29 protein-coding genes are annotated in these 23962 nt (G+C 72.4%); 6 read left to right on the top strand and 23 right to left on the bottom strand.

Going from position 1 to position 23962, the window contains the following annotated elements; translation table 11 throughout:
- The first annotated feature begins 42 nt into the window (after nt 1–42).
- The gene (locus tag K1J57_RS32415) at nt 43–483 is read left to right on the top strand and encodes a hypothetical protein (RefSeq protein ID WP_220566012.1); all 441 of its coding nucleotides are present in this window, start codon (nt 43–45) and stop codon (nt 481–483) included.
- A gap of 62 nt (nt 484–545) precedes the next feature.
- Here K1J57_RS32415 and K1J57_RS32410 read toward each other — a convergent pair whose 3' ends face one another.
- From K1J57_RS32410 to K1J57_RS32395, 4 genes are all read right to left on the bottom strand, one after another.
- Nucleotides 546–1763: a hypothetical protein gene (locus tag K1J57_RS32410; RefSeq protein ID WP_220566011.1), complete on the bottom strand. Its 1218-nt coding sequence runs from the start codon at nt 1761–1763 to the stop codon at nt 546–548.
- A 476-nt stretch (nt 1764–2239) separates the two neighbouring features.
- Nucleotides 2240–2764, bottom strand: a complete 525-nt coding sequence (locus K1J57_RS32405; protein WP_220566010.1) for a hypothetical protein — start codon at nt 2762–2764, stop codon at nt 2240–2242.
- Nucleotides 2761–4629 carry a hypothetical protein gene (locus K1J57_RS32400; RefSeq protein WP_220566009.1) on the bottom strand — a complete coding sequence of 623 codons (1869 nt, stop codon included), beginning with the start codon at nt 4627–4629 and terminating at the stop codon, nt 2761–2763. The genes K1J57_RS32405 and K1J57_RS32400 overlap by 4 nt, the downstream gene beginning before the upstream one ends.
- Before the next feature lie 404 nt (nt 4630–5033).
- On the bottom strand, nt 5034–5255 hold the full coding sequence (locus K1J57_RS32395; protein WP_220566008.1) for a hypothetical protein: 222 nt from the start codon (nt 5253–5255) through the stop codon (nt 5034–5036).
- 394 nt (nt 5256–5649) lie between these two features.
- Between K1J57_RS32395 and K1J57_RS32390 the strand changes: the two genes are divergently transcribed.
- The 4 genes from K1J57_RS32390 to K1J57_RS32375 all read left to right on the top strand — a co-directional run bounded on the left by K1J57_RS32390 (nt 5650) and on the right by K1J57_RS32375 (nt 10807).
- Entirely contained in the window at nt 5650–5922 is a 273-nt protein-coding gene (locus tag K1J57_RS32390; RefSeq protein ID WP_255647290.1) for a hypothetical protein, read from the top strand.
- 48 nt (nt 5923–5970) lie between these two features.
- Complete coding sequence (locus tag K1J57_RS32385; protein ID WP_220566007.1) at nt 5971–7521, top strand: MinD/ParA family protein; 1551 nt, start codon at nt 5971–5973, stop codon at nt 7519–7521.
- Between the two features lie 74 nt (nt 7522–7595).
- Entirely contained in the window at nt 7596–9644 is a 2049-nt protein-coding gene (locus K1J57_RS32380) for a hypothetical protein (protein ID WP_220566006.1), read from the top strand.
- Nucleotides 9644–10807, top strand: coding sequence for a transglycosylase SLT domain-containing protein (locus K1J57_RS32375; RefSeq protein ID WP_220566005.1), 1164 nt, complete (start codon nt 9644–9646; stop codon nt 10805–10807). Before K1J57_RS32380 ends, K1J57_RS32375 begins: the two co-directional genes overlap by 1 nt.
- 41 nt (nt 10808–10848) lie before the next feature.
- On the opposite strand, the gene K1J57_RS32370 is transcribed toward K1J57_RS32375, so the two are convergent.
- Nucleotides 10849–11493 carry a hypothetical protein gene (locus K1J57_RS32370; protein WP_220566004.1) on the bottom strand — a complete coding sequence of 215 codons (645 nt, stop codon included), beginning with the start codon at nt 11491–11493 and terminating at the stop codon, nt 10849–10851.
- Nucleotides 11494–11522: 29 nt separating this feature from the next.
- Here K1J57_RS32370 and K1J57_RS32365 point away from each other — a divergent pair, with 29 nt between their 5' ends.
- The gene (locus tag K1J57_RS32365; RefSeq protein WP_220566003.1) at nt 11523–12197 is read left to right on the top strand and encodes a hypothetical protein; all 675 of its coding nucleotides are present in this window, start codon (nt 11523–11525) and stop codon (nt 12195–12197) included.
- On the opposite strand, the gene K1J57_RS32360 is transcribed toward K1J57_RS32365, so the two are convergent.
- The 18 genes from K1J57_RS32360 to K1J57_RS32275 all read right to left on the bottom strand — a co-directional run bounded on the left by K1J57_RS32360 (nt 12187) and on the right by K1J57_RS32275 (nt 23927).
- Nucleotides 12187–14730 (bottom strand): ATP-binding protein, encoded by a 2544-nt coding sequence (locus tag K1J57_RS32360; protein WP_220566002.1) that lies wholly within the window; start codon nt 14728–14730, stop codon nt 12187–12189. The genes K1J57_RS32365 and K1J57_RS32360 overlap by 11 nt on opposite strands.
- A gap of 21 nt (nt 14731–14751) precedes the next feature.
- On the bottom strand, nt 14752–15228 hold the full coding sequence (locus tag K1J57_RS32355) for a conjugal transfer protein (RefSeq protein ID WP_220566001.1): 477 nt from the start codon (nt 15226–15228) through the stop codon (nt 14752–14754).
- A gap of 11 nt (nt 15229–15239) precedes the next feature.
- Nucleotides 15240–16145 (bottom strand): conjugal transfer protein, encoded by a 906-nt coding sequence (locus K1J57_RS32350; protein ID WP_220566000.1) that lies wholly within the window; start codon nt 16143–16145, stop codon nt 15240–15242.
- 158 nt (nt 16146–16303) lie between these two features.
- A complete protein-coding gene (locus tag K1J57_RS32345; protein ID WP_220565999.1) occupies nt 16304–16567 on the bottom strand; it encodes a hypothetical protein in 264 nt (87 codons plus the stop codon).
- Entirely contained in the window at nt 16564–16926 is a 363-nt protein-coding gene (locus tag K1J57_RS32340) for a hypothetical protein (protein ID WP_220565998.1), read from the bottom strand. The genes K1J57_RS32345 and K1J57_RS32340 overlap by 4 nt, the downstream gene beginning before the upstream one ends.
- Before the next feature lie 83 nt (nt 16927–17009).
- Nucleotides 17010–17489: a hypothetical protein gene (locus K1J57_RS32335; protein ID WP_220565997.1), complete on the bottom strand. Its 480-nt coding sequence runs from the start codon at nt 17487–17489 to the stop codon at nt 17010–17012.
- On the bottom strand, nt 17486–17842 hold the full coding sequence (locus K1J57_RS32330) for a hypothetical protein (RefSeq protein ID WP_220565996.1): 357 nt from the start codon (nt 17840–17842) through the stop codon (nt 17486–17488). Before K1J57_RS32330 ends, K1J57_RS32335 begins: the two co-directional genes overlap by 4 nt.
- A 93-nt stretch (nt 17843–17935) precedes the next feature.
- Nucleotides 17936–18289, bottom strand: coding sequence for a hypothetical protein (locus K1J57_RS32325; RefSeq protein ID WP_220565995.1), 354 nt, complete (start codon nt 18287–18289; stop codon nt 17936–17938).
- 62 nt (nt 18290–18351) lie between these two features.
- A complete protein-coding gene (locus K1J57_RS32320; RefSeq protein ID WP_220565994.1) occupies nt 18352–19413 on the bottom strand; it encodes a hypothetical protein in 1062 nt (353 codons plus the stop codon).
- Nucleotides 19414–19526: 113 nt separating this feature from the next.
- Entirely contained in the window at nt 19527–20498 is a 972-nt protein-coding gene (locus K1J57_RS32315; RefSeq protein ID WP_220565993.1) for a DUF4192 domain-containing protein, read from the bottom strand.
- 152 nt (nt 20499–20650) lie between these two features.
- Nucleotides 20651–21085: a hypothetical protein gene (locus tag K1J57_RS32310; RefSeq protein WP_220565992.1), complete on the bottom strand. Its 435-nt coding sequence runs from the start codon at nt 21083–21085 to the stop codon at nt 20651–20653.
- Nucleotides 21086–21333: 248 nt separating this feature from the next.
- Complete coding sequence (locus K1J57_RS32305) at nt 21334–21870, bottom strand: hypothetical protein (RefSeq protein ID WP_220565991.1); 537 nt, start codon at nt 21868–21870, stop codon at nt 21334–21336.
- Nucleotides 21871–22020: 150 nt separating this feature from the next.
- The gene (locus K1J57_RS32300) at nt 22021–22398 is read right to left on the bottom strand and encodes a hypothetical protein (RefSeq protein WP_220565990.1); all 378 of its coding nucleotides are present in this window, start codon (nt 22396–22398) and stop codon (nt 22021–22023) included.
- Between the two features lie 62 nt (nt 22399–22460).
- Nucleotides 22461–22625: a hypothetical protein gene (locus tag K1J57_RS32295; protein ID WP_220565989.1), complete on the bottom strand. Its 165-nt coding sequence runs from the start codon at nt 22623–22625 to the stop codon at nt 22461–22463.
- A gap of 98 nt (nt 22626–22723) precedes the next feature.
- Complete coding sequence (locus K1J57_RS32290; RefSeq protein ID WP_220565988.1) at nt 22724–23083, bottom strand: hypothetical protein; 360 nt, start codon at nt 23081–23083, stop codon at nt 22724–22726.
- 45 nt (nt 23084–23128) lie between these two features.
- Nucleotides 23129–23557: a hypothetical protein gene (locus tag K1J57_RS32285; RefSeq protein ID WP_220565987.1), complete on the bottom strand. Its 429-nt coding sequence runs from the start codon at nt 23555–23557 to the stop codon at nt 23129–23131.
- Nucleotides 23554–23739 (bottom strand): hypothetical protein, encoded by a 186-nt coding sequence (locus K1J57_RS32280; protein WP_220565986.1) that lies wholly within the window; start codon nt 23737–23739, stop codon nt 23554–23556. The genes K1J57_RS32285 and K1J57_RS32280 overlap by 4 nt, the downstream gene beginning before the upstream one ends.
- The gene (locus K1J57_RS32275; protein ID WP_220565985.1) at nt 23739–23927 is read right to left on the bottom strand and encodes a hypothetical protein; all 189 of its coding nucleotides are present in this window, start codon (nt 23925–23927) and stop codon (nt 23739–23741) included. The genes K1J57_RS32280 and K1J57_RS32275 overlap by 1 nt, the downstream gene beginning before the upstream one ends.
- Nucleotides 23928–23962 lie beyond the last annotated feature (35 nt).

Genomic DNA, 23962 nt, shown 5'->3' with positions numbered 1-23962 from the left:
GGCTGTCGGACCGACATCCGAGCCATCGAAAGGACCCACACCATGCGGATGCCCACTCAAGAGGAGATCGCCGAAGCCCGACGCATCGGCCGGACCCCGCCCCCCTTCCGGTTCCGCGTCGGCCAGACGGTCAACGCCGCCTACGTGTACGACCACATGCAACCGGCGGAGATCATCGACACCATCGACCTCCCGGACCGCGTCGCAGGCGGCTACCTGCTCCCGGCGGTCCGCGCATACATGGTCCGATTCGCCGACGGCCGTGTGATCGACCGGGAATTCCACCAGGTAGAGCCCCTGCCCGGACCGCACACGGTGACAGTCAGCAGGGTCCAAGGGTCGCCGCGGACCAAGTGGGACCGTCCGGCACCGACGACATGGTGGGTGCGCTGCGACACCTGCGGGTGGGTGGTGTGCGAAGCCGGCACGTTCGGCGCCCGCCAAGCCCGGGAGCGCAAGGCAGAGCACGAGGCCAACCCCTGAGCCTCACCGCACCCGTAGGGCCCGCGCCGGAGCATCCGGCGCGGGCCCCGTGCTTGTACGGCTCACCCCTGGTCGTGTTCGGTGGCCTCCTGGGGCCGTTCGCGGTCGCGTTCGTCCAGCTGCGCCTGGAGGGCGTCGGCGCGCTCGGCGGCCCGGGTGGCGCGGTCCTGGGCGGCGTCGCGTTCGGCCTCGGCTGCCGCACGGGCCTCTTCGGCAGCGCGGGCTTGGTCCTGGGCCTGGCGGGCGCGCTCGGCCTCGGTGGCGCGTTCGCGGTCGGCGCGGTCGGCGCGCTCCTCTGCGCGGTCGGCCTGGGCCTCGACTCGTTGGAGCCGCTGCTCCATCGCCGTGACCCGCTGGGCTTCGCGATCGCGGTCGCTCTCGGCCTGGTCGGCACGCTCGGTCTGAACCTGAAGGTCGTTCCAGGCCTGGACCAGCTGCTGTTCGGCGTTGGCCACCGCCTCCCGCAGACCCTCGGCCTCCTCGACCGCCTCCGCACGGGCGGCCTGGGCGGCGTCGCGTTCGGCCTCGGCTGCTGCGCGGGCCTGGTCCGCCTCACGGACCTGCTCCTGCGCCAGGCGCTCCCGCTCCTGGGCGTCGGCGGCCGCCGCCTCGGCCTCGGTGCGGGCCCGCTCGGCGGCGCTGGCGCGGTCCTGGGCCTGCTGGGCGTCGGCCTCGGCGCGCTCGGCACGGTCGGCGGCCTGGGCCGCGCGCTGTTCGGCTGCCTCCGCCGCGGCCTGGGCTCGCTCGCTGGCCTGCCTCACCGCGCGCGCTTCCTCCTGGGCGGTGCTCTTGTCGTTAAGGGCGCGCTCGGCGGCCTCCTCCGCGTCTCGGGTGTCGGCTTCGGCGGCGGCCTGGGCTTCGCGCGCTGCGGCGGCCTCGGCGCGGGCGGTCTCGGCCTCGCGCTCGGCCTCGTCCACCGCGGCCGACAGACGGGCGACCTCTCCTTGCGTCTCGGCGCGCACGCGGGTGATCTCGGCTTGCACCCCGGCGGGGGAGGTGACGCCCTCGACGGCGGCGCACAGGGACTCGATGCTCTGCGCCATGCGCTCGGCGAGTTCCTCGGCGCGGACCAGCTCCCCGGTGATGCCGGGGGAGTTGCGCCGGCGCTGGCGTCGGTTCTTCGCCTGCTGGGCGTGCTCGTCAGAGCAGTACTGGGGCGGGCGCCCGGTGCGGCCGGTGGCCGGCCGGGTGCGGGCGATGGGACCGCTGCATTCCTGGCACGGCTGGTCCCAATGCCCGTAGGGGGCCTCCTGGTGGGCGCCTGCGGGGGTGGTGGTCACGCGCGTTCTCCTCGTCATGGGGTGCTCGCCTCCGAACCTAACATTTTCAGACTTATTGTTTCTGGAAAGTCGGAAAGTCGGTGCGAGAAAAAGCCGCACGCTGGCGGCGGCCGTTATGCCCTGGCGGTGGTGCGTTCCGGCAGCGGCCGGGATGGCGCTCGGCCGGAAGGGCGTCGGCTGGGTGCGGGTGTGGTTCCTCCTCGTCGGGGCCCTGGCCACGGTGGTGGCCGGGGCGGTGTTCGCGTGCCGGTGGCCCGGTGTCGGGCCGCGGGCTCTGCGGGGCGCCTGGGCCGGTGCGGTCCGGGTGTCCTGGGGGCCAGCGTAGCGGGCTGCGGGCCGTGGTGTCAGCGGTTCGCGGCCGTGCGCTGGCCCGGCTGCGGGGCGGGGCTCGACGTAGGCGACCCCCGCGGGGGCGCGGGGGGTTTCTGCAGAAACGGCGGTCGGGGCCGGTAGCGGCCGTGCGCCAGCCTTTGGGGCTAGGCGTCGTTGGGGTGCGTGTCGCTGGTGTCGACCTCGATGACGTGGGCGGCGAATCCGGCTCCGGCCGCGGCGATCACCGCGCGCGCCGCGGCGGCGGCCACGGCGGGTTCCTGGCCTGCCATGGCCTGGCCCATGTCCACCGGGTATCCGGCCGCCAGGGATGCCGCGAGCATGAGGACGTGCTCGGCAGCCCGCCACCGGGCGGCCTGCGCGGCGTCGGCCGTGTCCACGTCGGGCCGCAGGTGGGGGGCGTGCTCCAGGGCGCGCCGGGTCTCGGCCCAGTCGATGCGGGCGCTGGGCTCGTGCGTGTCAGGGGTGATGCGCACGCACCGCGCCACCCACTCGGGGTGTCCGAGCCAGTGGCCGTCCGTGAGCAGGAGGTCGGTCGCGGCGCGCTCGCAGGCGTAGCCGGGCATGCCGGCGCGGAGCATCGCGGCGAGGGCGTGGGGGGTGTGCGGCTGGTGGGTCATGGTGGTGGGCTCCTCGGGGTGGGCGGTCGCCGCGGTGGTGGCGTGGCTCACGCGGCGGCCAGGTGGCGGGCGATCTGGAGGCCGTGGGCGGGTTGTCCGTCTCGGCGGGCGTAGCGGTCCTTGGGGCGGGTGCGGGGGCGCAGAGCCACGGGGGAGCGCAGGCGGGCGACCTCCTCGAGCCAGGCGGCGTGTGCGGCGCGCTCGGCGGCGTAGCGGCGCTCACGGGCGGCGCGTACGCCCAGGGTGCCGAGTCGGGCGGCGGCGGTGTCCAGCGCGGCCGTGTCGGTGGGCATTCCGGTGTGCGGGTCGATGAGGCCGTGGTGCGCGAGGATGCGCAGGTGGCGGGCGGTGCGGGCGGTACTGTAGCCGGTGAGCGGGCTCACGGTGGCAGGATCTATGTCGTAAAGGTGCGCTTGGTGTTCGACCAGAGCGGCATAGGTCTGTTCGACGTGGTGTCCCAAGCCCGGGGCGTGGGTGGGGGAGTGTCCGCTCCACACCTCGTGCGCGGACAGTTCCAGGCGGGCCTGGATGTGCTCCAGCAGCTCCCCGCGGCTGGGGGGTGGGGTCTGCTGGGAGGTGTCGGTGGCAGGGGCGTGGTTCACTTGTGTCCCACCCGTTTCACCAGGGCTGTTGTCCTTCCACCGGGTGGGGTGGACCAGTCGCCACCGGGCGGAGCGGGTGCCCTCGGCCTGGGCGGCCTGGATCAGGCGCCCGTCGCGGCGCAGGCGGTGCAGCGCGCGGGCCACGGTGGACTTCCCGAAGCCCGTGGCCAGGGCCAGGCGGCGCACGTCCACGTCGACCTCCCCGTCCGGCGCGCAGGCTTTCAGGGCCACGTGCAGCACGCCCAGCAGCGTCATCTGGTCGGCCGGACCGGCCTCCTCCGTCCACCGGCCCGGGTCGGCCACCGCCTCCAGCACCGCCGCGCCGGTCGCGCGCAGGCCGAGGAGGTCGCGCTCGACGGACTCCACCCGCGCGGCCACTGGCGCCAGCCGGGCGGCGAAGTCCAGCGCGTGGCGCCACTTGCGCACCAGCCGGGCCCGGCGGTCGTCCTCATTGCGGGGCACCCGGCCCGTGCCGAACCGGCGCGTGCGCAGGTGCTCCAGTCCGGGGGCGGCGGGCTCGGCCGCGACCAGGGCGCGCACGTCCTCCAGCGACCAGCGGGCCAGCGCCAGGCCGGGAAGGAGGCGCGCCAGGTGCGCGGAGGGGTCCGCGCCCGGATCGGCGTCCAACAGGGCGCGCACCTTCGCCGGCATGGGGCGGCGCCGCCCGCGCAGGCGCATCGCCGCGGTGTCGATGCGCCCCTCCCGCTTGACGGCCTCGGCCTCCTCCTCGGCGTCCATCTCCCGGGCGCCGAACGCGACCGCCAACGCCTCGAACCGCTCGGCGGTGTTGGTGGCGGTGTCGCACACCATCAGCGCGTCGGCCGGGTCGGCCGGGTAGAGCAGCTCCGCGCGGCCGCCCGCGCGGTGCGGGGACCCCGGCGGCCGCACGGCACCGGTACCGCGCTCGGTCAGCGGACCGACGTCCAGGGTCGGCAGGCACCGGGCGGCCGCCCGCCCCAGCCGGGCCACCTCGTCCGGGTCCATGCCCTCCTCGGCCGAGACGGGCACCCACACGTGGATCCCGCCCGCGGGCCCGGACCGGACCACCATGTGCCCGAGACCGACCTCGTCCAGCAAGCCGGTGACGGTGTCGGCATCACGCCACACCGCGGCCGCGCCGTCCGGGTGCCGGGAGACGTCCAGGTCGAACACCACGAACAAGAACCGGTGATCGGCGTCGGTCAGGTGCAGCGCGTAGGGGCACTCCGGCTCACCGGCGTCCACCGGGGACGACTTGCCGTAGTCGTGAGAACGATCCGGGTCGATACGTACGTTCCGGCGCGGTGCGATCCAGCGCACCAGCTCGTCCCACACCTGCTCAGCAGGGGAAGCGGCAACGGGGGACGGGGCTGGCCCGGAGACGTCTGTACGCCGCTGTACAGCACGCTCCCGCCCGAAATTTGGGCGTACTCGGCCAGACCCGGGGGGCTCATGTATGATGGGCTCCGTCGGGTTTCTACCGGCAACGACAAAGAGCCGTCCCGCAGGACGGTGGTACCGAAGGCCCCGCCCGGTGAGGGACGCGGAAATCGGTTGGTGAGGCGGATCGTTGGCGCGATCTACCTCGTGAGCTTCCGGTTGGCGCCGGAAGTTCGGACCCGGCAGCTAGCCGGGTGTTTGAAATTTTGGAACGTTAGGGATCGCAGACTTTGGCGAGCGGTCGATCCCGCACACTCTCTCGTGATCAGGCCCGGTCTTCGACCGGGCCTCACGCATGTCTAGGCGGTCATCAGTCGCCCTTTCTCGGAGTCCTGAGATGGCATGTAGGGCTCGACCACGCCGGTCATGACCGCTACGACGTAGTCCTGAACGGTTGCATACCCGGCATCCTGAGCGGCGGCCTGGAGTGCGTCGTCCACGATGCGAGGAAACCGGATGGTGCGCTTGTGACGGTCGCCCTTGGCGGGGCGACCGCGACCACGCTTGCCGGAAGTACTCATGTGTCTATGAATATCAGACGCCGAAAACTGTGAGGGCCGATTCTGGCGTGTCCGCAGGACTTTCTTGGTGTCCGATTCCGGTCACAGTCCCTTTCGGTACTGATGTCCGGTTCTGTCGGAGGATGCTGGTAGCGTCACCGCGACCGGGACTGCTCAACGGTCCGGATGGTCGCTCCGCGATCATATCGTCACTCAAAGACACCATCCGGTGGCGGATAATGATGGACCGAAAACCCCTGGTCTCGGTAGGATCACCCTATGGAACGAGCGGTGCACGTGCATCGTCTTCGGATCCTGCACACCTCGATACCCCTGACCTGGCGCGGTGAGCCGACTGGCCGCCCCCCGACAGTCGCCTCTGCCGCCCTGCCGTCCCCCACACGGAGTCACTGCCATGGAACTCGATCCCCTGGCGTTCGCCGTCCTTGCTGACGCCACCGCACCCGACACCGGCGGCCTCGCGGAGTTCCTGCGCGGCTTCTTCGGGCCGCTCTTCCTGGTGATCGTCTCGATCGTGGCGATCTTCTTCCTGTTCACGAGGGAGATCACACGGTTCGCTCAGTTCATCGTGCTGGCGATCTTCATCGGGATCATCTTCTACGTCCCCGGGGTCATCGAGGTCATCGCGGTGGCGCTCGCCCGCGCCATGGGCGTGTCCACGCAGTAACGGCACCCGTCGCCCGCACCACCGATCACCGAAGGGGGCTTCCAAACCATGACCAGCCGTGGACCGAATTCCGACATGCCGTCGGCCGCCGACCTGCACCGGCGCGACCCGACGCTGACCCTGTCCACCCACGCCGAGGCGGGGGTGCGCACCGGCGACCAGGCGCCGCCCCGCCGCCCGGCGCCGCCGGCACCGGAGCCGGAAGACGCCCGCGCTGAGGCGGACGCTGACGACACCTCTGAGGCCACGGTGAGGCTCGGCCCGGCCGCGCCCGAGCGGCCGCAGGCGCCCACGCCGCCGTCTGCGGTCCGGCCGTGGGCAGGCGACACTGCGGCACCCGTGGCGGCTCCCGCTGCCCCGTCGGCCTCGGCGGCCCCCTCGCCTTGGGCGGCCTCCGCTGCGGCCCTTCCCCCTGCTCCTGCGGCGGTACCGCACGCGGACACTCCCGCGTGGGGGCCCGGACCCAACGCACAGTCCTCCGTACCCGGCGCCGGTACCGGCCCGGATCTGTCCTTCCTGGCCCCTCGCACCGCCGAGGCCGCAGCGCCTCAGCCGGAGACCGTGCCAGGGGACCCGAATTCTCTGGCGTTCGTCCGGGGTGAGGCGCCGGCACCGGCAGAGCCGCCGCGCGCGGAGACCTCCGCGGATCTGACCACGGACCGGCTGGCGATCACCCACACCGCCCCGGTGCCCACGTCGCCGCTGCGGCGGGTCTGGAACCGGATCACTGGCCGTCAGGCCCCGCAGGTGGAGTCCGAGACGGAGGCGTGGCGGCGGGCGATGCGTGCGGGGGCGACCACGCGCACGCTGCGGCCGCAGCGGATCGCGGTGCTGTGCATCAAGGGCGGGGTGGGCAAGACCACCGTAACGTTCCTGCTCGGCAGCATGCTGGCGTCGCTGCGAGGTGACCGGGTCATCGCAGTTGACGCCAACACCGATCAGGGCACGCTGGCCGGGAAGCTGCGCACGCAGACATCCAAGACGATCCAGGACCTGCTGCGCAAGGAGGAGGTACGCGGGTACTACGACGTGCGCGAGTTGACCTCACAGGCGCCGACGGGCCTGGAGGTGCTCGCCTCCAATGAGGATCCGGGCGTCACCGCGGCGCTCACCGCGGCCGACTACGGGCAGGTCATCAAGTATCTGGATCCGAGTTACTCGGTGATCCTGTCGGACTGCGGAACGGGCATCCTGCACGATGTGATCCGCGGTGAGGACGGGGTCCTGCCCCACACCGGGCGCCTGGTCATCGTGTCCAACACCTCGGTCAACGGGGCCAAGAAGGCCGCCGAGACCATGGACTGGTTGGAGAAGAACGGGTATCGAGACCTGGTTCGTAACTCCATCGTCGTGATCAACATGGTCCGTGAGGGAAGCCAGAATCAGCTGGACCTGGCGCAGATGCGGGCGCACTTCACCTCGCGCGCACATGCGGTGGTGGAGATCCCGTTGGATCCGCACTTGGTCCAGGACGGGATCATCGACATGGACGCGCTGGACGTGCGCACGCAGGATGCGGTGCTGCACCTGGCGTATCTGGTCGGCAAGGAGTTCAGCCGTGAAGAGGACTCCGAGACGAGCGAGGGCGGTTCCGAGTGAGACCCTCCCCCCTGGCATGACCCCTGCCCCGGGACCGGTACCGGTCCCGGGGCTTTGCTGGAAAGGACCCGCGCGTGACCGGCGCCCCCACCCGCCCCCGCCGCCGCGGCCGCCTGCGTTGGGCTCTGGCCCTGGTGGCCATGGTCGGCTCCCTGCTGCTCACCCCCTCCAGCGCGGCCGCGTGGGGGTGTGAGGCCAAACCCGCTCCGACCCCCTCCACTACCGGCACAGGTGTGGACTCGGTCCTCAATGACCAGGCGGTCATGGACCGGGGCGACGTCAAGGGGTTCTACGAGAACTTCCTCATGTCGGGTACGGAGTGGCACGTCATCGTGCCCACGGACAGCTGCACCGATGAGCAGCGCCTCCAGGCGTGGCCGATCCTGTACAACATCGTGTTCGGGCTGGCCAAGGGCATCGACATGCTCGCCATCGAGGCGCTGCGATTCGCGGTCGACCCGCCGTTGGACGCACTGCAAGAGGTCGTGGTCGGTGTCGTCGGTCGGCTGCGCGAGGGGGTGTGGGAACCCCTGCTGCCCTCGCTGGTGATCTTGGGCGCCGTCACCCTGGCCTGGTGGGGGCTGGTACGCAAGCGGTCCACGCTGACGTTCGAGGGCGCGGTGTGGATGATCGCGGCGACCACGCTCGGTTTGTGGGTGCTCGGATCGCCAGCCTCGTTCATCAACGGTGTCGGCAACATCATCAACTTCGGCACGAACCTGATGAACTCCGCGGTGGTCGGGACCACGGAAGGAAGCGAGCCGGACCGGTGCATCCCGGGCTCGCCGGCCGTCACGCAGGCGTTCGCCGAGGATGACACGGAGTTCCTGGCGAGGCAGCAGAGCGAGTACCTGTGGGAGGCGCTCGTGTGCCGGCCCTGGATCGTGGGGCAGTTCGGCAGTGGGGAGACCGCGCAGCAGCTCGCGGGCGATCACGCCTGGGATCTGCTGTACGCGCAGGCGTTCACGCGGACCGAGTCGGTGTCGGTGGGCGTCAACGTCAGCGAGGACGGCGTGGATGAGTACTACGACACGCTCGTGGACGAGAAGCAGGCCGAGTACGAACGCATCGCCGGCCTGGTCGAGGACGCGCACACGCCGACCTGGGACATGTTCCGCGGTTCGGCGGACCTGGGCGGGGACCGGGCGATGGCGGCGCTGGTCGCCCTGGGGGCGTCCCTGACCGGTGGCCTGCTGATCCTGGCCGCGGCGTTCGGTTTGCTGGTGTGCAAGCTCGGCCTGCTGCTGCTGATGCTGGCGGCGCCGATCTTCTTCCTGTTCGGGATCCATCCCGGGCGCGGGCGAACGATCCTGCTGCGGTGGTGGGAGCTGCTCGCCGGCCTCATGCTCCAACAGCTCATGTGGCAGGCCGTGGTGCTGATCCTGGTCCTGGTGCTCAACACGATGGTGACCACTGTGCGGCCCTACGGGTTGTCGCTGCTGCTGATGTGCGCGCTGGTGGCCGCCGTACTCAAGTACAAGAACGCGCTGTGGGGCACCCTCACCCACGTGTCGTTCTCCGGAGACACGGCGCCGTCGCAGGGCGGCGGCTACTCCATGACCAAGGACCGGATCCAGCGGGCGGCGATCGGCGCGGTCCAGGGCGCGGCCAAGGCCCCGTTCGCGATGGCCGGCGGGGCGGCCGCGGGCGCGTTCAAGGCGGCGGTGGTCAACCCGGCCAAGCGGGAAGTGAACGCGCGGCGGGCAGTGGATCACGAGAACCGCAAGGAGGAGATCCGCGCCGACGACGCGACCGCGCTCCAGAAGCGGCAGGAGGCGTTCGCGGCCCGGTACGGGCAGGTGGCACCGGACCGGCGGGCTCCCCGCTCCTCCCCGCGCGAGTACGCGCGCGGCAAGGGCGGGATGCGGCCCACGCATGCGCACTCGCGGCGGCGGGCGCGAGCGGCCGAACAGGCGCCTGAGCGCAAGCCCGCGACGTACATTGACGTGATCCAGGGGCGGCAGAACGCGGGGGTGCGGGGGAACCGGACACCGGATGCGGCGCCGCCGAACCGGCGCATGCCCTACAAGGCCGAGGCGGACGTGGTGGCCAAGCCGGGCCGCAAACGGGGCGGCGGCGGGGGCAAGCCCGCTGCGCAACGGCGCCGCCGCGGAGGGAAGTGATGGGCGCCAAGGGCCCGCTGACGGGGCTCGGGGTGGGGCTGGGGGTGTGCGCCCTGGCGTTGGGGATGATGACCTACCAGCTGGTGACGCAGACGACGACGCTGCTCGGGGGGCCCGGCTGCGCCGAGGGGGAGATGACGCCGAGCGGCATCACCGAACAGGCCGGGGTGACCGACCTGGCCGAGGACGAGATCCCGGCGGACATGCTGGAGCTGTACCGGGACGCCGCCGAGGAGTGGGGGATGGACTGGGCGCTGCTGGCGGCGGTCGGGTGGCAGGAATCCCGGCACGGCACCGACCCCTTGTCGGAAGTGGAGAACGACAAAGAGGCGTTGGGGCCGATGCAGTTCACTCCGCCGGCGTGGGTGGATCACGGGTTGCGGTGGGGCGATAAGACCGGGGAGGAGGGAAAACCGTCCCTGGATGAGCGGTTGGACGCGGACACGTCGGTGTGGTCGGCCGCCCATAAGCTCACCGACCAGGGGGCGAACACCGATCTGGAAATGGCACTGGTGAAGTACTACGGTGCGAACACCGACGGGTATGTGGATACCGTCCTTGAGAAAGCGGACGAATACCGGGACGGGGACTTTACTCCGGCCGGGGGCGGTGACATCGTGGTGGCGTCGGTGGACTGCCCGGACGGTACGGGCACTCCGGGTCAGGCGCCGGATTACGATGTGGGCGATCTGAGCGGGCAGACGCACCTGGAGCCGTGCCCGATCGACAATGAGCCGTTCGCGACGGGCCCGATCACGCCGCTGACCTGCGCGGCGCACCGGACGATCGTCGCGAATTTCCGCGACTACCTCACGAACTCGGGGAACTGCAAACGCGATTTCGATGACGGCGGGGAGCATTTCCACGGTCGGGCATGCGATTACATGACGTCGCCGATCGGCGTGTACTCATCGGGCAACGATGAGCAGAAGGGCATCCGCATCACCGAGTTCGTGATGAACAACCACGCCCAACTGGGCGTGAAGTACATCATCTGGTACCAGTCGATTTGGCACCCGGACCGCAACAGCTGCAACAGCGGGTCGACGGCCTACTACGCGAACGTACCGAACATGTCGTATGGGATCTGGTGCGGGATGAGTGATCGCGGAAGTGTCACGCAGAACCATTATGACCACGTGCACGTGTCATTCATCGAGTGAGTGGGGCATATTCGTTCGCATCAGATGCAAGATTGGTCGGATCAGAGGATTTCGGCGCGGTCGACCTTCCACCGGCCGCCCTCGCGGGTGGTGACGGTGACGCCGTACTCGCCGAGGTCCTTGACCTCGCCGCCGGTGGTGGGGGTCGCCGACAGGGACAGGTGCAGGGTGACGGACCGCTCCTCGAAGTAGGTGATCTGCTCGACCTGGGCGCTGCCGATCCACGCCACGTCGGCGTCGGCGGCCAGGACGCGCCACAGTCCCTCGGCGATGCCGTCGGTGGTGGTCAGGGTCTCGGCATGGGGTTCGGTGGCCCAGCGGCTCACCCGGTCCACGTGGGTGGTCCAGTCGTCGCGTCCGGAGTCGACGGTGGCGGCGTCGGCCAGGAACGCCGTCGCGGTCTCGCCGGCGGCGGTGAACTCGGCCATGCTGAGCGGGAACCAGTCTTCGGCGCGGCCGGCGTCGGCGGGTGCGGCCGGGGCCCGGGTGGGTTCCTGCGGGGGCACGGTGGGGGTGGGGGAGGGGGCCGCGGTCTGCTCGGGGCCGGGGTCGTCGCCGGTGACGGCGTCGCGCACGGTGAAGAAGAGGCCGCCGGCGATGAGCAGCGCCACGACGATGAGGATGGCGATGCGGGTGCCGCGCTGGCTCATGGGCTGGTCGGGGGCGCTGATGAGGCGCTCGAACACGGGAATCTCCTAGGCGTTACGGTGGGGGCATGATGCGTGCACTGACGGTGGCGGCCGCCGTGGTGGTCGTGGTGGCGGCCGCGGGCTGTTCTGCCGACGAACCCGGTCCGGGGGCTGCGGCCGAGCCCACAGGGTCGCCGTCGGCGGATCCGTTCGCGCCGGTGTCCGGGCAGGCCCAGATCCGGATGCTGTACACCGGGGTGCCCGGGACCAGCCGCCACCCGAGCGCGGCCGCCTACGATGCGGCGGTGGAGCTGGGGGCTCCGGTGGGCGACGGGGCCGGGTGCGGCCTGTCGGCGCCGGCCGGGACGGTCACCGTGCCGCTGACGCTGACACTGACCCACACCGCTGATCCGGACCGGCCGGTGCAGGCGGCCGGCCCCTCCCCCTCTCCCTCCGCCTCCATCTCCGATGGGGCGGGGGTGTCGTCCGATCCGCTGCCGGCTGAGCCGGTGGTGTCGGTGGAGGCGGTGGGCGGTGCCGGCCCGCTGCGGTGGCAGGACCCGCGGGGCGGGGACTGCACCGATGAGCCGGATCTGTCGGCCACCGGCTCCTGGGAGTTCCGCCAGCAGGTCCAGGTGAGCGGGTTCCTGACCGGTGTGCCCGCCGCCGATCCGGCCGGGGCCGGGGTGCGGGTGGGGTTCGTCCGGGAGCTGTGGGAGATCCACGAGGGGACGCCGGAGCCGCTGACGGTCACGTACTGACCTCCGCGCGGGGGGCGTCCTCGTCCTCCCACTCGGCCTCGTTCTCGAACCCGTCGTTCTCGTCGTCCAGGCGGTCGCCGGGGTGGGGCCGGTTGGGGTTGGTGTCCAGCCACTCCAGCAGCTCCTGCGACACCAGGTCCACGGCGACCTGCGCGGTGCGGCCGTCCAGGTCGCGCATGAGGCACACGCCGTTGCCGAGGTTGCGCAGCACCGCCTGGTGGTCCTCGGTGTCGGCGACCCCCAGCAGCTCCATCACGTTGGAAACCTCGGTGGACTCGCTGGAGCGGAACGCGAACACCGTGGACACACAGTTCGTCACCTGCTCGTTGAGCAGGTCGCCCGCGTTCTGGGACACCAGGATCAGGGCGGTGTTGCGGGAGCGGCCCATCCGGGAGACCTCCGGGACCAGCTTGGCGCCCTCGGGGGTGGAGGTGACCGCCCACGCCTCGTCCAGGAAGATCGCCTTGGGCAGGTGGCGGTCCAGGCCGTGCATGAGGCGGCGGGCGAACTGCGACACCAGGAACAGCAGGGCCACCGACAGCCGCTGACCATAGCTGTAGTCGTCGCGGTTGAGGCTGGCCTCGGGCAGGGTGAGCCCGGCCAGGGTGAACACGGTCGTCCACCCCTCGGTGTCGATCTGGTCGGCCTGCTGGGGGGCGAAACAGAGGTTGGCCAGGCTCATTTCCGCCATGGATCCCAGGACGGCGCCGAGGTTGCGCGAGGCGGGGTCCTCCTGGGCCTGGAGGTGGTCGACGACCTTGGCCAGGGACGGCTGGGGCTGGTTGGCGACCGCGCCGACGGCCTGGATCATCGCCGACTCGCGCTCTTCGCTCATGCGGGGCAGCAGCAGGCGCAGGGTCTCGGTGGCCATGGTCTTCTTGGCGGCCAGGTCGTCGCCGAACGCGAACGGGTCCAGCAGGCCGGGCTGGGCCGAGGCCAGGGACATGATGCGGGCCTTGCGGCCGCGGCGCTGGAGCAGTTCAACCAGGGACTCGGCGTCGCCCTTGGGGTCGATGGCCGCGATGGTCACCCCGCGCAGGGCCAACTGGTAGATGAGCAGCAGCGCCAGCGTGGTCTTGCCGCCGCCCGGCTCGCCCGTGACGGCGATGGCGGTGGGCCGGTTGCGCGCGGCGGCCACCAGCGGGTCGAAGTGGACGATGGAGCGGGCCCGGCCGACGGTCTCGCCGATGTAGGGCCCCACCCACCCGTTCCCCGCCGGGTCGGGGGTGTCGCCCACGGCGACGGTGGCGGTGGGCATGCCGCCCGCGATGGTGCGCAGCGGCTGGCGCTGGGCGTATGCCTGCACACGGACCTGGTCGCCCGGCAGGGCCTCGTTCAGCAGCGACAGCTGGTCGCCGGTGGGGGCGACCACGTCGATGCCGATGTCCCGATAGTGCTCGATGACCGCTTCCACGCGGTTGCGGACGATCTCCTCGGTGGGCCCGGACACCATGAGGCGGTGCCAGCCGTAGACGAACGGCAGGCGCTCCTTGGTGATGCCGTGCTCCAGGGCGCGGGCGGCGTCGATTTGCTCGGCCAGGGCAATGGGGGCCTCTACCCCGGCCTCGCGGATGTGGGCGTCCATGTCGCGGGCGTGCGCGAGCTTGCGGCCCACGTCCTTGGCGGCCTTGGCCGGCGGCACCAGCTGCATGCGGGAAGTGATCGCGACTGGGAACGGCAGCGAGTCGGCGTGGTACAGCCACGGTTCGCCGTCGGGGAACGCCATCAGGTCCGGGAACCGGGAGAACGCCAGGTAGGCGACGCAGGTCGACTTGGTGCCGTGCTCCAGGCGCAGCAGGGTGCGGCCGTTGTGGACGGTGCCCTCGGCGAGCTGCTCGATCTCGCCGCGCCCCCACGGGCGGCGCCCGGCGGCGCTGGGCTGGTGGTCGGCGCCGCTGACGGTGTGCTGCAACAGCCATGCGACCTCGTCGGCGGTGGCGTGGCGGGCGCTCAGGGCGCCGGCGGCCAGGGCGCGGCCGAGCCGCTGGGCCTGGTCGTGCCAGCGGTCGACCTCCTCGGCATCCACACGCGGGTCTTCCATCCCGAGCGCGTGCTCCAGGGAGGTGTACAGGGCCTGGAAGTGGCCAAGCACGTCGCCTGCGCGGCCGCTGGTGCGCTGGCCGAGCCGCACCCCGAGGTAGACCTCCTTGCTCCAGAAGTCCGCGGCCCACACGTGCCGGTAGGTCTCATCCAGGTACGCCGACCAGGCGCCGGTGGCGGCCTGCCGGTCGCGGGGGTCGCGGATGCGCGCCAGCGCCGCGGTGGTGCGGTCGTCCAGGGCGTTGGCCCACTCGGCGGCCGGGTAGTCGCGGTGGGCGATGCGCAGGTGGACCTGGGCGTCGTTCATGCGGATGGCCGCGAGGGCGATGGTGACGTTCATCGCCAGCACCTCGCGGTCCTCCAGGGTGCTGAACTCGTAGGCGTAGGTGGGCAGGCGGAAGTACGCCCACGCGGTGGTGTCGGTGAGCAGGATCAGGTCATCGAAATAGGTGGCGGCCAGGCGGGCGCTGCGGGGCGGGCGGGGCAGTCGCATGGTGGGAAACCTCGCAGGGGATCAGGCGGCCGCAGCGCCCGCCTGGCGGGCGGCGGAGGGCAGAGGGCGGGTCGGCAGGGCCCGCACGACCGGGGCGGGGGTGTGGGCGCGGCGGTCGGGGGCGCCGACCGGGTCGCGGTGCCAGACCACGGCCGCGGTACGCACCCGGGCGGGCTCGTACTCGGGACGCAGCCGCACATAGGTGCGGGCCTCCAGCAGGAACCGGATCTGGCTCGCGGCTAGTTCGTCCAGCCGTTTGGCCTCGATGACCGGGCGGGTCGCCCCCCACGCCAGGACGAACGGCGGGACGATCCACAGCACGTGCCAGGGGGTGGAGAACGGCACCCGTAGCAGGGCCATGAGCGTGCACCACACCACGACGATCACCACGAAGATCGCCGCAGTGGTGACCGGCACCGGCATAGGCAGGCGGAAGTCGTAGAGCTTGTACAGGCGCTTCTCGATGCGCCAGATATTGGTATAGGTGGGCAGGTCCATCCCGGGGCCTCCTAGGAACCGGCCGGAGGCGCAGGGGCGCCCTGGACGTCGACCACGAACCAGTTCCCCGCGGTCTGCTCCAGGGTGATCCGGTAGTGCTGGGTGAGGCCGCCGTCGGTCTCCTCGGCCGGGCGCCAGGTGACGGTGGCCAGCGCCTCGCGCGGCCCGTCACCGTCCACGGGCGGCACCGTGAGGTCGCCGAGCCCGCCGAACGTGAACGCCCCTTCGGGCAGGGGGTCCACCTGGGCCTGCGGGGACAGGTAACGGGGCAGGTGGTCGGGGGTCTCGGCCCACGCCTCCAGGAACCCGGTGATGACGGGCGTCATCTGCTCGGCGGCCGCCTCGTCGGTGGCCTGTTCCTCGGCCGGGGCCGGCAGGGTCGCCGGCTCGGGGGCGGGCAGCAGTGCGGGCAGGCCGGAGACCACCAGGGCGCCGGTGTCGGCCGCGTAGATCGGCACGTCCAGGTGCATGGGGGCACCGCCCACCTGGGCGGCCAGGGTGACGATGCCGTGGTGGTCATCGGTCGCGTTCACCTGGACAGTGCGGATACCGTCCACGGTCATCTCCGGCACCGCGAAATCCCGGAGACGGTCCTCGGGAACGTAGTCGGCGAGCGTCACCGCTGGGGCCTCGTCGGCGTCCGCGCCCTGGGAGAAATACGCCTGGGCGAACCCCTGGGCGAACGCCGCGGCGGCGTCCTCAGGGAACGCGGTCGCCGGCTCCGCAGCGGCGGGGGCCTGCTCGGCGACCGGAGCGGCGTCGGCGGTCCACAGCCGGTACTGGTTCATGGCCGCGTTGACGATGACCGCCAGGAAAAACGCCCAGATGATCCCGCGCCCGGCGTAGATCCACCAGCGGCCGCCGGTACCGGAGCGGCGTGGCCGGGCGGGGGTTTCGGTCGGGGGAGTGGGGGACATCGTGGGCTCCTCCAAGGGGGATGAGCAGCGGGTGACCTCATGTGACGGGGGCGAACACGTCGCATACGGATTGTAGAGGTCAGCACCGGATATGGGCACCGAGTTCCACGCCGAGGGCCCGGCCGAAACCGGCCGGGCCCTTCCTGCACCCGCGTTGGTCAGCCCTGCGGGGTGGGCGGGTACCCGCCCGACTCGCCGCGCCACTGGCGCAGCAGGTCACAGAGGAACTCCCCGACGGTCTGGCTGCCATCAGGCTCATACTCGTCCCACTGAGACCAGGCGTGTTCGGCGAACGCCTCCGCCGAGTGCGGCGGAATGTAGCGCTCGGCCCACGTCCGGATGGCGAGGTCTTCCGGCCCGTCGGCCTCCTCGGACAACACGGCCGGGTCACCCCAGCCGGGGAACGGGGTGGTGGTGCTCATCGGCTCTCCTCGGTGGTGATCAGGGCAGCCCGGACCAGCCGGGCCACAGCGGCCTGGTAGTCGGGATCGGCGTGCTGGGACAGCATCAGAGCGGCCGCCGCGGCGTGGGCGTCGACGTCCTCACGGCGGGCGGTCAGGATCCGGATCGGCTCCTCGCGTTCTCCGGTGGCCACCCACCGCATGACGCGGGTCAGCCCGTCGCCGTCCAGGGCGGCCGCGTAGAGCATGGCGGCCAGGACGCCGCGGGCGGCGCGGCCGGTGGGGGTGTCCGTGGTGGCCTCGGTGGCGGCGGCCAGGACGGCGGCCCGGGTGCGGGCCTCCTCCAGGGTCGGCGCCGTTGGGGTCGGGCTCTCGGTCATGGTGTGCTTCCTGCGGTCGTCGGGGCGGGCGGCCGCCGCGCGCCCGGGGGCGGGTGCGCGGCGGCCCGGGGTCGGGCTCTCGGTCACGGGTGCGCCGGGTCGGCGCCCGCCTGCGTGACCAGGTAGGTGCTGGCCAGGTCGCCGTGGGGGTCCACCTGGTACCCGGCCTCGGACAGGATTCGGCGCGCCTCCGTTCCGGCCCGGGGCACCGCCGGGTCGGTGGCGACCTCCACCGCCTCCAGGCGCGGCGCCGCAATGTAGGGCGCGACCGTGGTCAGGGCCGTCCCGAGCGGGGCGAGTATCTCGCGGATGTGGGTCAGGCGGCGCCGCCAGTCGTCGCCGACCAGGGGCGGGCGTACGGCGCGGTCGGCGGCCAGGGCGGTGCGCAGCCGCTCGGGCAGCGGCACCGGGTCCAGGGCCTGGGCCAGGGCCTGGAGGGTCTCCAGCGGCCCGCCGTCGGTGGGGGCGCCGGGGCCGCGCACCACGTACGCCTCCCATGCCTGGTCCCATTCCACGGTCAGGGCGGTGCCGGGCACGGGGTGGACGCGCGGGTCGGCGATCATGCTTCGGCCCTCTCGATCATGGTGGTGATGATGTCGCAAATCGTCCTGCGGGCCTGCGCGCTCCCGGATTCGTAGGCCACCAGGTGGGCGGCCAGCGGGCGGGAACTGCGGCGGCCGCGGACATCGGTGCGCAGCTTCCCCAGGATCTTCCGGGGAGCGGTCAGGGTGCGGGTGCGGTTGAGCCAGTGCAGAACGTGGGTGTCCTCACCGCCGACGCGGTCGGCCGCCGTGCACAGCGCGGCCAGCACGTGGGCGGCGTCGTACACGGCCGGGTCGCACTCGGGCTCGGCGGCCAGCCGGTCCAGCTCGTCCAGGGCGCGGCGGGCCCGGGGGGCGGTGGTGTCGGTCATCATGGTGGTGCTCCTCGTGTTCCTTGTCGGTCCGGGGAGTGCCGGGGGCCGCCCGGCTTTGGCGAGTAGGCGGCCCTCGGTCCTCATCATCTCGGGTCAGCGCGCTGCGGTCTGCGAGCGCAGGCGCTGTTCCTCGTGGGCGATCTCGGCGGTGAGCCGGTCGCGCTCGGCGCGCAGCATCTCCAGGCGGCCGATCGCTCCGGTGACCACGAGCACACGAGCGGTGGCCACGGTCACGGTGTAACCGGACGCCTGGAGCAGCGTGATTACCCGGCTCTGGTCGTACTCGTTGTACAGCGTGAGCAGCACGCCGGTAGGAACCAGCAGCGAGTTCTTCACAACGGTGCAGGCTCCGTCTGCCATTTCGGCGATGGTGATCACGTCCTGCTGGTCCTCCACAGTGGTGGGGATGCGGCGCGGGACGGGCGGGGTGTTCAGGGCGGGTTCCATCTGCGGTGTGCTCCTTCTTCTCGGGGTGGGGGCGGACCCCGGTGGTCCGCCCCCGGTGGGTGTCAGCGGCCGGTGCTGTACATGGCGTTGACTCGGGTGACGATCTCGGTCACGACGCTGCGGTCCTGCTGGGGGACCGGTTCGGCGGGGCCCGTCAGGTGGGCGCGCACGCACGCGCCGGGCAGCGGGTCCACCGCCCATCCGTCGGCGCGCAGCGCGTCCTGGGCGTCGCGGAGCCGGGCGCGCGGGTGCCGGTCGGTGGCCGGGTCGTGCGTCCTGCCGTCGGTGAGGTAGTAGACGTACACCCACGGATCGCCGTCGGCGTCGGTGCCGCGCGGCTCGACCATGTACCCGGTGGCCGTGCAGGTCTCGGGGTCGTAGCCCTGGGCCAGGTCGGCCAGGTGCAGCCCGGCGGCGGTCAGGGCGCGGACGGCCCGCGCCGCGGCCGCGTCCTGGGCGTGGGCGGGGTCCAGTCCTCGGCCGTGGCTCTGGTGGGCGATCACCTGTCCCTCCAGCGGGGCAGGGTCGCGGGGGGTGGGATCGCAGGCGCGGTCGTGCCCCTCGGGCTTGCGGCAGGGGCGGCCGCTCACGAACCGCGTCCCGCACTCGCCCGGCGCGGGCTGTGGGCGGTGGTGCCGCTCCTGGCGCGGAGCGGGCCGACACGCCCCCGTGTGGCCGACCGGTTCGGCGCAGGTGCGCCCGCCGAAGAACCGTGTCCCGCACTCTTGGGCGGCGCCGATGCGCTCGGGGTGGGTGTCGGCGCCGGTGCAGGCGGTACCGGTCTGGGCTCCGCAGCGGGGGCAGTCGACCGCGTAGGTCTCGGGCGGGGTGGTGTCGGCTCCGGCCGGTTCGGGCCGGTGCCGGGCGGCGTCGGTGCGGCGGGCGGCGCGGATGCGCTCGGCCTCGGCGATGCCCTCGGGGGTGAGCGGGGGCTCGCTGGTGCCGTTGGCGGCGGCCATGCCCCGGGCGATCAGGGCCCGCTTGGTCTGGGGCGGGGTGCGGCGGGTTCCCCCGGCGTTCAGCCAGCGCAGGACCGGGGGCTCGTTCAGGGCCTCGCCCTCGATGAGGGCGCCCAGCAGGGCGGCCTGCATGGTGGCGGACAAGGGGCGTTCGTTGCTGCTCATGGGTGGTGTCTCCTCGCAAGCGTTCAGGGAAGGGGCGGGCCGCCCGCCTGGGGCGGCCCGCCCAGGGCCCGGCCGGTGCCGGGCCCCGGACGCCCGTACGGGCTCGGGGGGCGTCAGCCCTTCTTGCGGACCGTGTCCAGCCACCGCTCCACGGGCAGGCCGAACGTCAGCGCCTGCTGGACCAACTGGGCCAGCGAGTACGACGGGTCGGCGTCCAACGCCACGCGGACCCCTGCCTGGGCCAGGGGGAGTTCCCCGCCGGTCCACGCGGCGACGGCGACCAGCGACGCCGGAGCCGCGCGCAGCGGCCTCGGCGCGCTGCGGGTCACCTTCGACCACAGGTCGGTGTGGGTGCTGGCGTTCTCGGGGTTGATCGCCGCCCACACCCGGTCACGGGCGGGCACCGATCGCAGGTACACGGCCAGACGCACGAGATCGTCGGTGTCCTGCGGTCCCTGGCCCGCCTTCTCTGCGTCCACCGCCCGCATCAGCTGCTCGGCGGCGCGGGCGACGGGGTCGGCCCACCGCCGGGCGGCGTCCACGGTGTCGGCGACGATCTCCTTGACGTCGTCCTCGGGGACCTCGACCGGCGCCAGGCTGAGGCGGGCCTGCGTGATGGGGTCCATCGCCGGAGCGGGTAGACGGACCTCGCCGCGTGCCACCATCTCGGCGGGGACGGTCGACTGGTCGGGGTCGAAGGGGACCCCCTCGGCCGGGCAGCACCCGGCCTGGCACGTGTAGGACCAGTACCGGCCCTCGTGGACACGCAGGGCGTCCACGAGCGTCAGCCGGGTGTGGCGGACCGCCGACTGGACGGCGTCCACGTACGGGGTGACCCTCGGCCCGGGGCCGTAGGCGATGAGCATCAGCCCGTCGCCCTCGCCCTGGGCGGCGGCGACCAGGCGCGCGGCGTCGGTGGTCGCCTCCATCGGGGCGTGGGTGTCGTCGAAGTCCTTGCGGAGGCCGACCTGTACGCGGGTGCCCCTGGTCACCAGGGCCACCATCCCGCACTGCGGGGGCTCCCCCAGGAGGTAGGGGATCGCCGCGATGACGCCCTTGGGGTCTGTGATCTTGATCGGGCGCATGCCTTCTCTTTCTCGTCGGATATGCGATGCGGTCGGCGGGAGCACCACCCCCCACCAACACAACCCATTTTACAAGGAAGACCCCACCTTTTGCAAGTCAATCGGCGGCCTCGACCCTCCTATTTCTGCTGGTCAACGCGCTATTTTCTGACTCAGCCCTCGTGTTTGCGTTGGCGCGCCCACAAGTGCTCGTCCACGGTGCTGCGCTTCCACCGTCGCACGCCGTCGCGCGTGTCGTCGGGCTCGCCCAAGCGGCCGCGGGAGACGTCCGACCACACCGCCGAGATGTCGATGCCGGTGTACTCGGCTATGGCGGCCTGGTCCAGCAGCCGACCGGGGGGCACGTCGGTGTCCCGAGGGGGCAGCCACACCCGCTGGCGCGCGAACGCCTCGACGTCGTCGGCGTCGTACAGCCGCCACCGCCCCCGCTTGCCGACCACGCGGACCGTGCTCTGCCACGCGTCGGTGCGCACCCACTTCTCGCGGACCACTCTCGCGGAGCGCCGGTACAGGCGGGCGATGTCGGCGACCGTCACCGGCTCGCGGCCGGTGCCGGCACCGGACTCCTGGGCTACCATGGTGGCCAACTCCTACCTTCGTCTCTTCTCGGGGCGGGTATGAGATGCGATGGCGGTGGGAACACCACCGGCCCTGCGGGGCCGAACCCACCGCCACCTCTACTTTGACCGGTGCACCGCTCCGCGCGGTGCACCGGTTCTGCATTTTCCGGGTCCGACCGTAGCCGGAGGGCTACGTTCGGGTGACCGCCACGGTCACCGGAGCGGCCTGCGGTGACCGTGGCGGTCACCGCGGGCGGGGGACGGCCCCCCGGCGGCTACGCCTCGTAGTCCATCCCGAACAGCCCACGTGGGAACTGCTCGTGGTAGGGCAGTTCGCGAAAGTCCTCCTTGCCGATCTCCTCGCCCGGCTGGGGCTCGTCGGTGCGGAACCTCTCCACGAACTCGATGAACGACAAGGGCGGCCACCCGTGCCCGTGCTGGACGCCGGGCAGCATCGACTCCTCGATCCCGAACACGTCGTCATCTTCCAGCAGGTTCTGGATCTCCTGTTGGAAGAACCTCTCCGCCTCCTCGGCGGTCACACCGTCCTCGCCCACCAGCTGCACGATGGGGACGCTCCCGTAGTAGGCCACGCGGGGCATGGCCCGAGTGCGGCGCGCGGTGACCCGGTGGCCGGTGGCGTGCTCGACCTTCATGTCCTCGACCTGCGCCGTGTACTGCTCCACGGCCAGCTGACGCCAGACGAAACCGGCCCCTGGTGTGTGGCTGAGCAGGTAGTACCGCAGAGTGGTATCCGTGTCGTCATCGGGCACGAAGTCAACGAACGCGTGGTGCTTGGTGGTGTACGGCACTGGTCTTCTCCTCGGGTCGGGGTGCTGTGAGGGCCCGGTGTGGGCCACCCCGCTACCGCGGGGACAAGGGGTGCGGCCCCTCCATGGCGGCCGCCTCCGCGACGGTGCGCGGACGGGCTCAGCCCGGGCTGCCGGCGCCGGGGCTGCGCGTCACGAAACGACCGTGGCCACGGTCAGGGCCGCCATGATGGCGGCACGGACGGCCTGGCAGTGCTCGGGGCGGGCGTGGTCATAGGCGGCCAGGTCAGCGGCGACCAGGCGGCCGGGATAGGCACCGCACGCACCGACCCGATGCGCACCGAGGATACGGCGCGGCACGGACAGGTCCGGCGCGTTGGTGAGCCAGTGCTCCACGTGCTCGTCTCCGCCGCCGGAAAGCTCGGCCGCGGTCCACAGCGCCGCCAGGACGCGTGCGGCCTCCAGGACGATCGGGTCGGGATCGGGCCTGATGACCTGGGCGTAGAGGTCGGCCGCGGCCGCGCGGGCGCGGGGTAGGTCGGGCCTGGGGGAGTGGTCGGGGTGGTCCATGATGCTGCTCCGTATCTGAGGGCCGGGCCCCGCCCCGGGAAGGCCGGGGCCCGGCAGGGTCGTCAGCAGGTCGGGGGCTGGCCGTACCGTTCGCGTCCAGCCGCGCAGGCGTCGGCGTGCAGGGGCCCGGTCACCGGTCCGTGATCACGGTGCCGCTCGGCGGGCGAGGCCGCGCGCACCCCCGTGCGGGGCGGGCGGTCCGGCGGGGTGTCGTCCTGGGTCATCATGGATACCGCTCCTCTTTGTTCCTCGTCAGAGCCGGGGGGAGTGTTCGCCGGGGCCGCCCCCTCTTTGCCGGTGGGGCGGCCCTCGGTCCTCATAGGGGTCAGGCAGCGCCGGCAGGGATCCGGCTCACGGACAGCACGCGGGCCAGCCGCTGGGCGGCGCGCCGCACGGGCAGGCCCGCCTGGTCCCGGTCGGCCTCGACGGCGCGCAGCAGCACCGCCACGGCGGCCGCCTCGCGGCCCGCGGGGGACCTGTCCAGCAGGCGCCTCCATCCGCGCGGCGCCGGCGCGGTGATCTCCTCGGCCAGAGCCTGGGCGCTCTCCCGGACCAGCCGGGGCAGACGCCCGATGGCCTGGGCCTCGTGGATCTGGCGCAGCAGTGCCGCCAGCGCGTCGGCCTGGGAGGTGCGGCGCGCCTCCAAGGTCCGCACCGCCCGTGAGATGCGGATCTGAGGTGGCATGGTCTCTTCCCTTCGTCGTTTCGGGTGGGGGTGGCGGCCGCGGTCTCAGCCGCGGGCCTTCCTGCTCTTGGAGCGGCCTTCCTGCTCCAGGGCCCAGGTGATCACCGCGGTGATCGCCTCCCGGTCGGCCTGCCGGGCCAGGTCCTCCAGGTCCCGGGCGGCCGCGTAGGCGTCCGGGGTGCCCTCCCGCCGGAACCGGGCGGCCGCGCCCTGCGGGTCGGCCGCCGCGGCGGAGATCTCCGCGACGGTGAGGTGGGCGCCGCAGGTCCGGCGGGCCTGGTGCATCGCCTCCAGGGCCAGGTGGGCGCGCAGGGCGTCCAGGTCCGCGGCGTCGGCCCGGTCGCGTACCCGCCACCGGACACCGATGGCGGCGGCCGCGGGGGCGGTGCGGATGACGTGGCGGATCTGCCACGTCCACATCCCCACCACCAGGGCGGCCAGGGCGACGATGAAGACCACTGCGGCCAGGGTCACCGCTCCCCCTGGGGGCCGGCCAGGATGACGTCGGCGCCGGGCCAGTTGGCGCGGGCGGCCGCCAGCGCCTGTTCCGGGCTGTCGGCTTTGACGGCGTCATGGATCGTGTCGTAGGGGTCCTCCCACGTCACGCGGACGAAATGCTCGGGCCGGGTGTCGGCCGCGTAGTCGTAGCCGCCCATCAGCCACCGTCGCTCTTGCGGGTCTCGACGTGGCTGTTCGCGCACGTCAGCTCGCGGACGTACAGGTCGGGGCCGCTGGTGCGCTTCTCGAACTTGCTGGTGCCGCTGACGATGTCGGCGCCGCACCAGCAGGTGGCGCCGTCCTCGTTGATGCCGGAGATCTCCCCGCGGCTGAGTCGTCCGAACATGATGCTTCTCCTTCTTCTCGGTGGCCCGGGGGCGG

The organism is Nocardiopsis sp. MT53, assembly GCF_019598965.1.
GTDB lineage: Bacteria > Actinomycetota > Actinomycetes > Streptosporangiales > Streptosporangiaceae > Nocardiopsis > Nocardiopsis changdeensis.
Note: the sequence above shows the minus strand (reverse complement) of the source record. Positions and strands in the feature narration are given on the sequence as shown.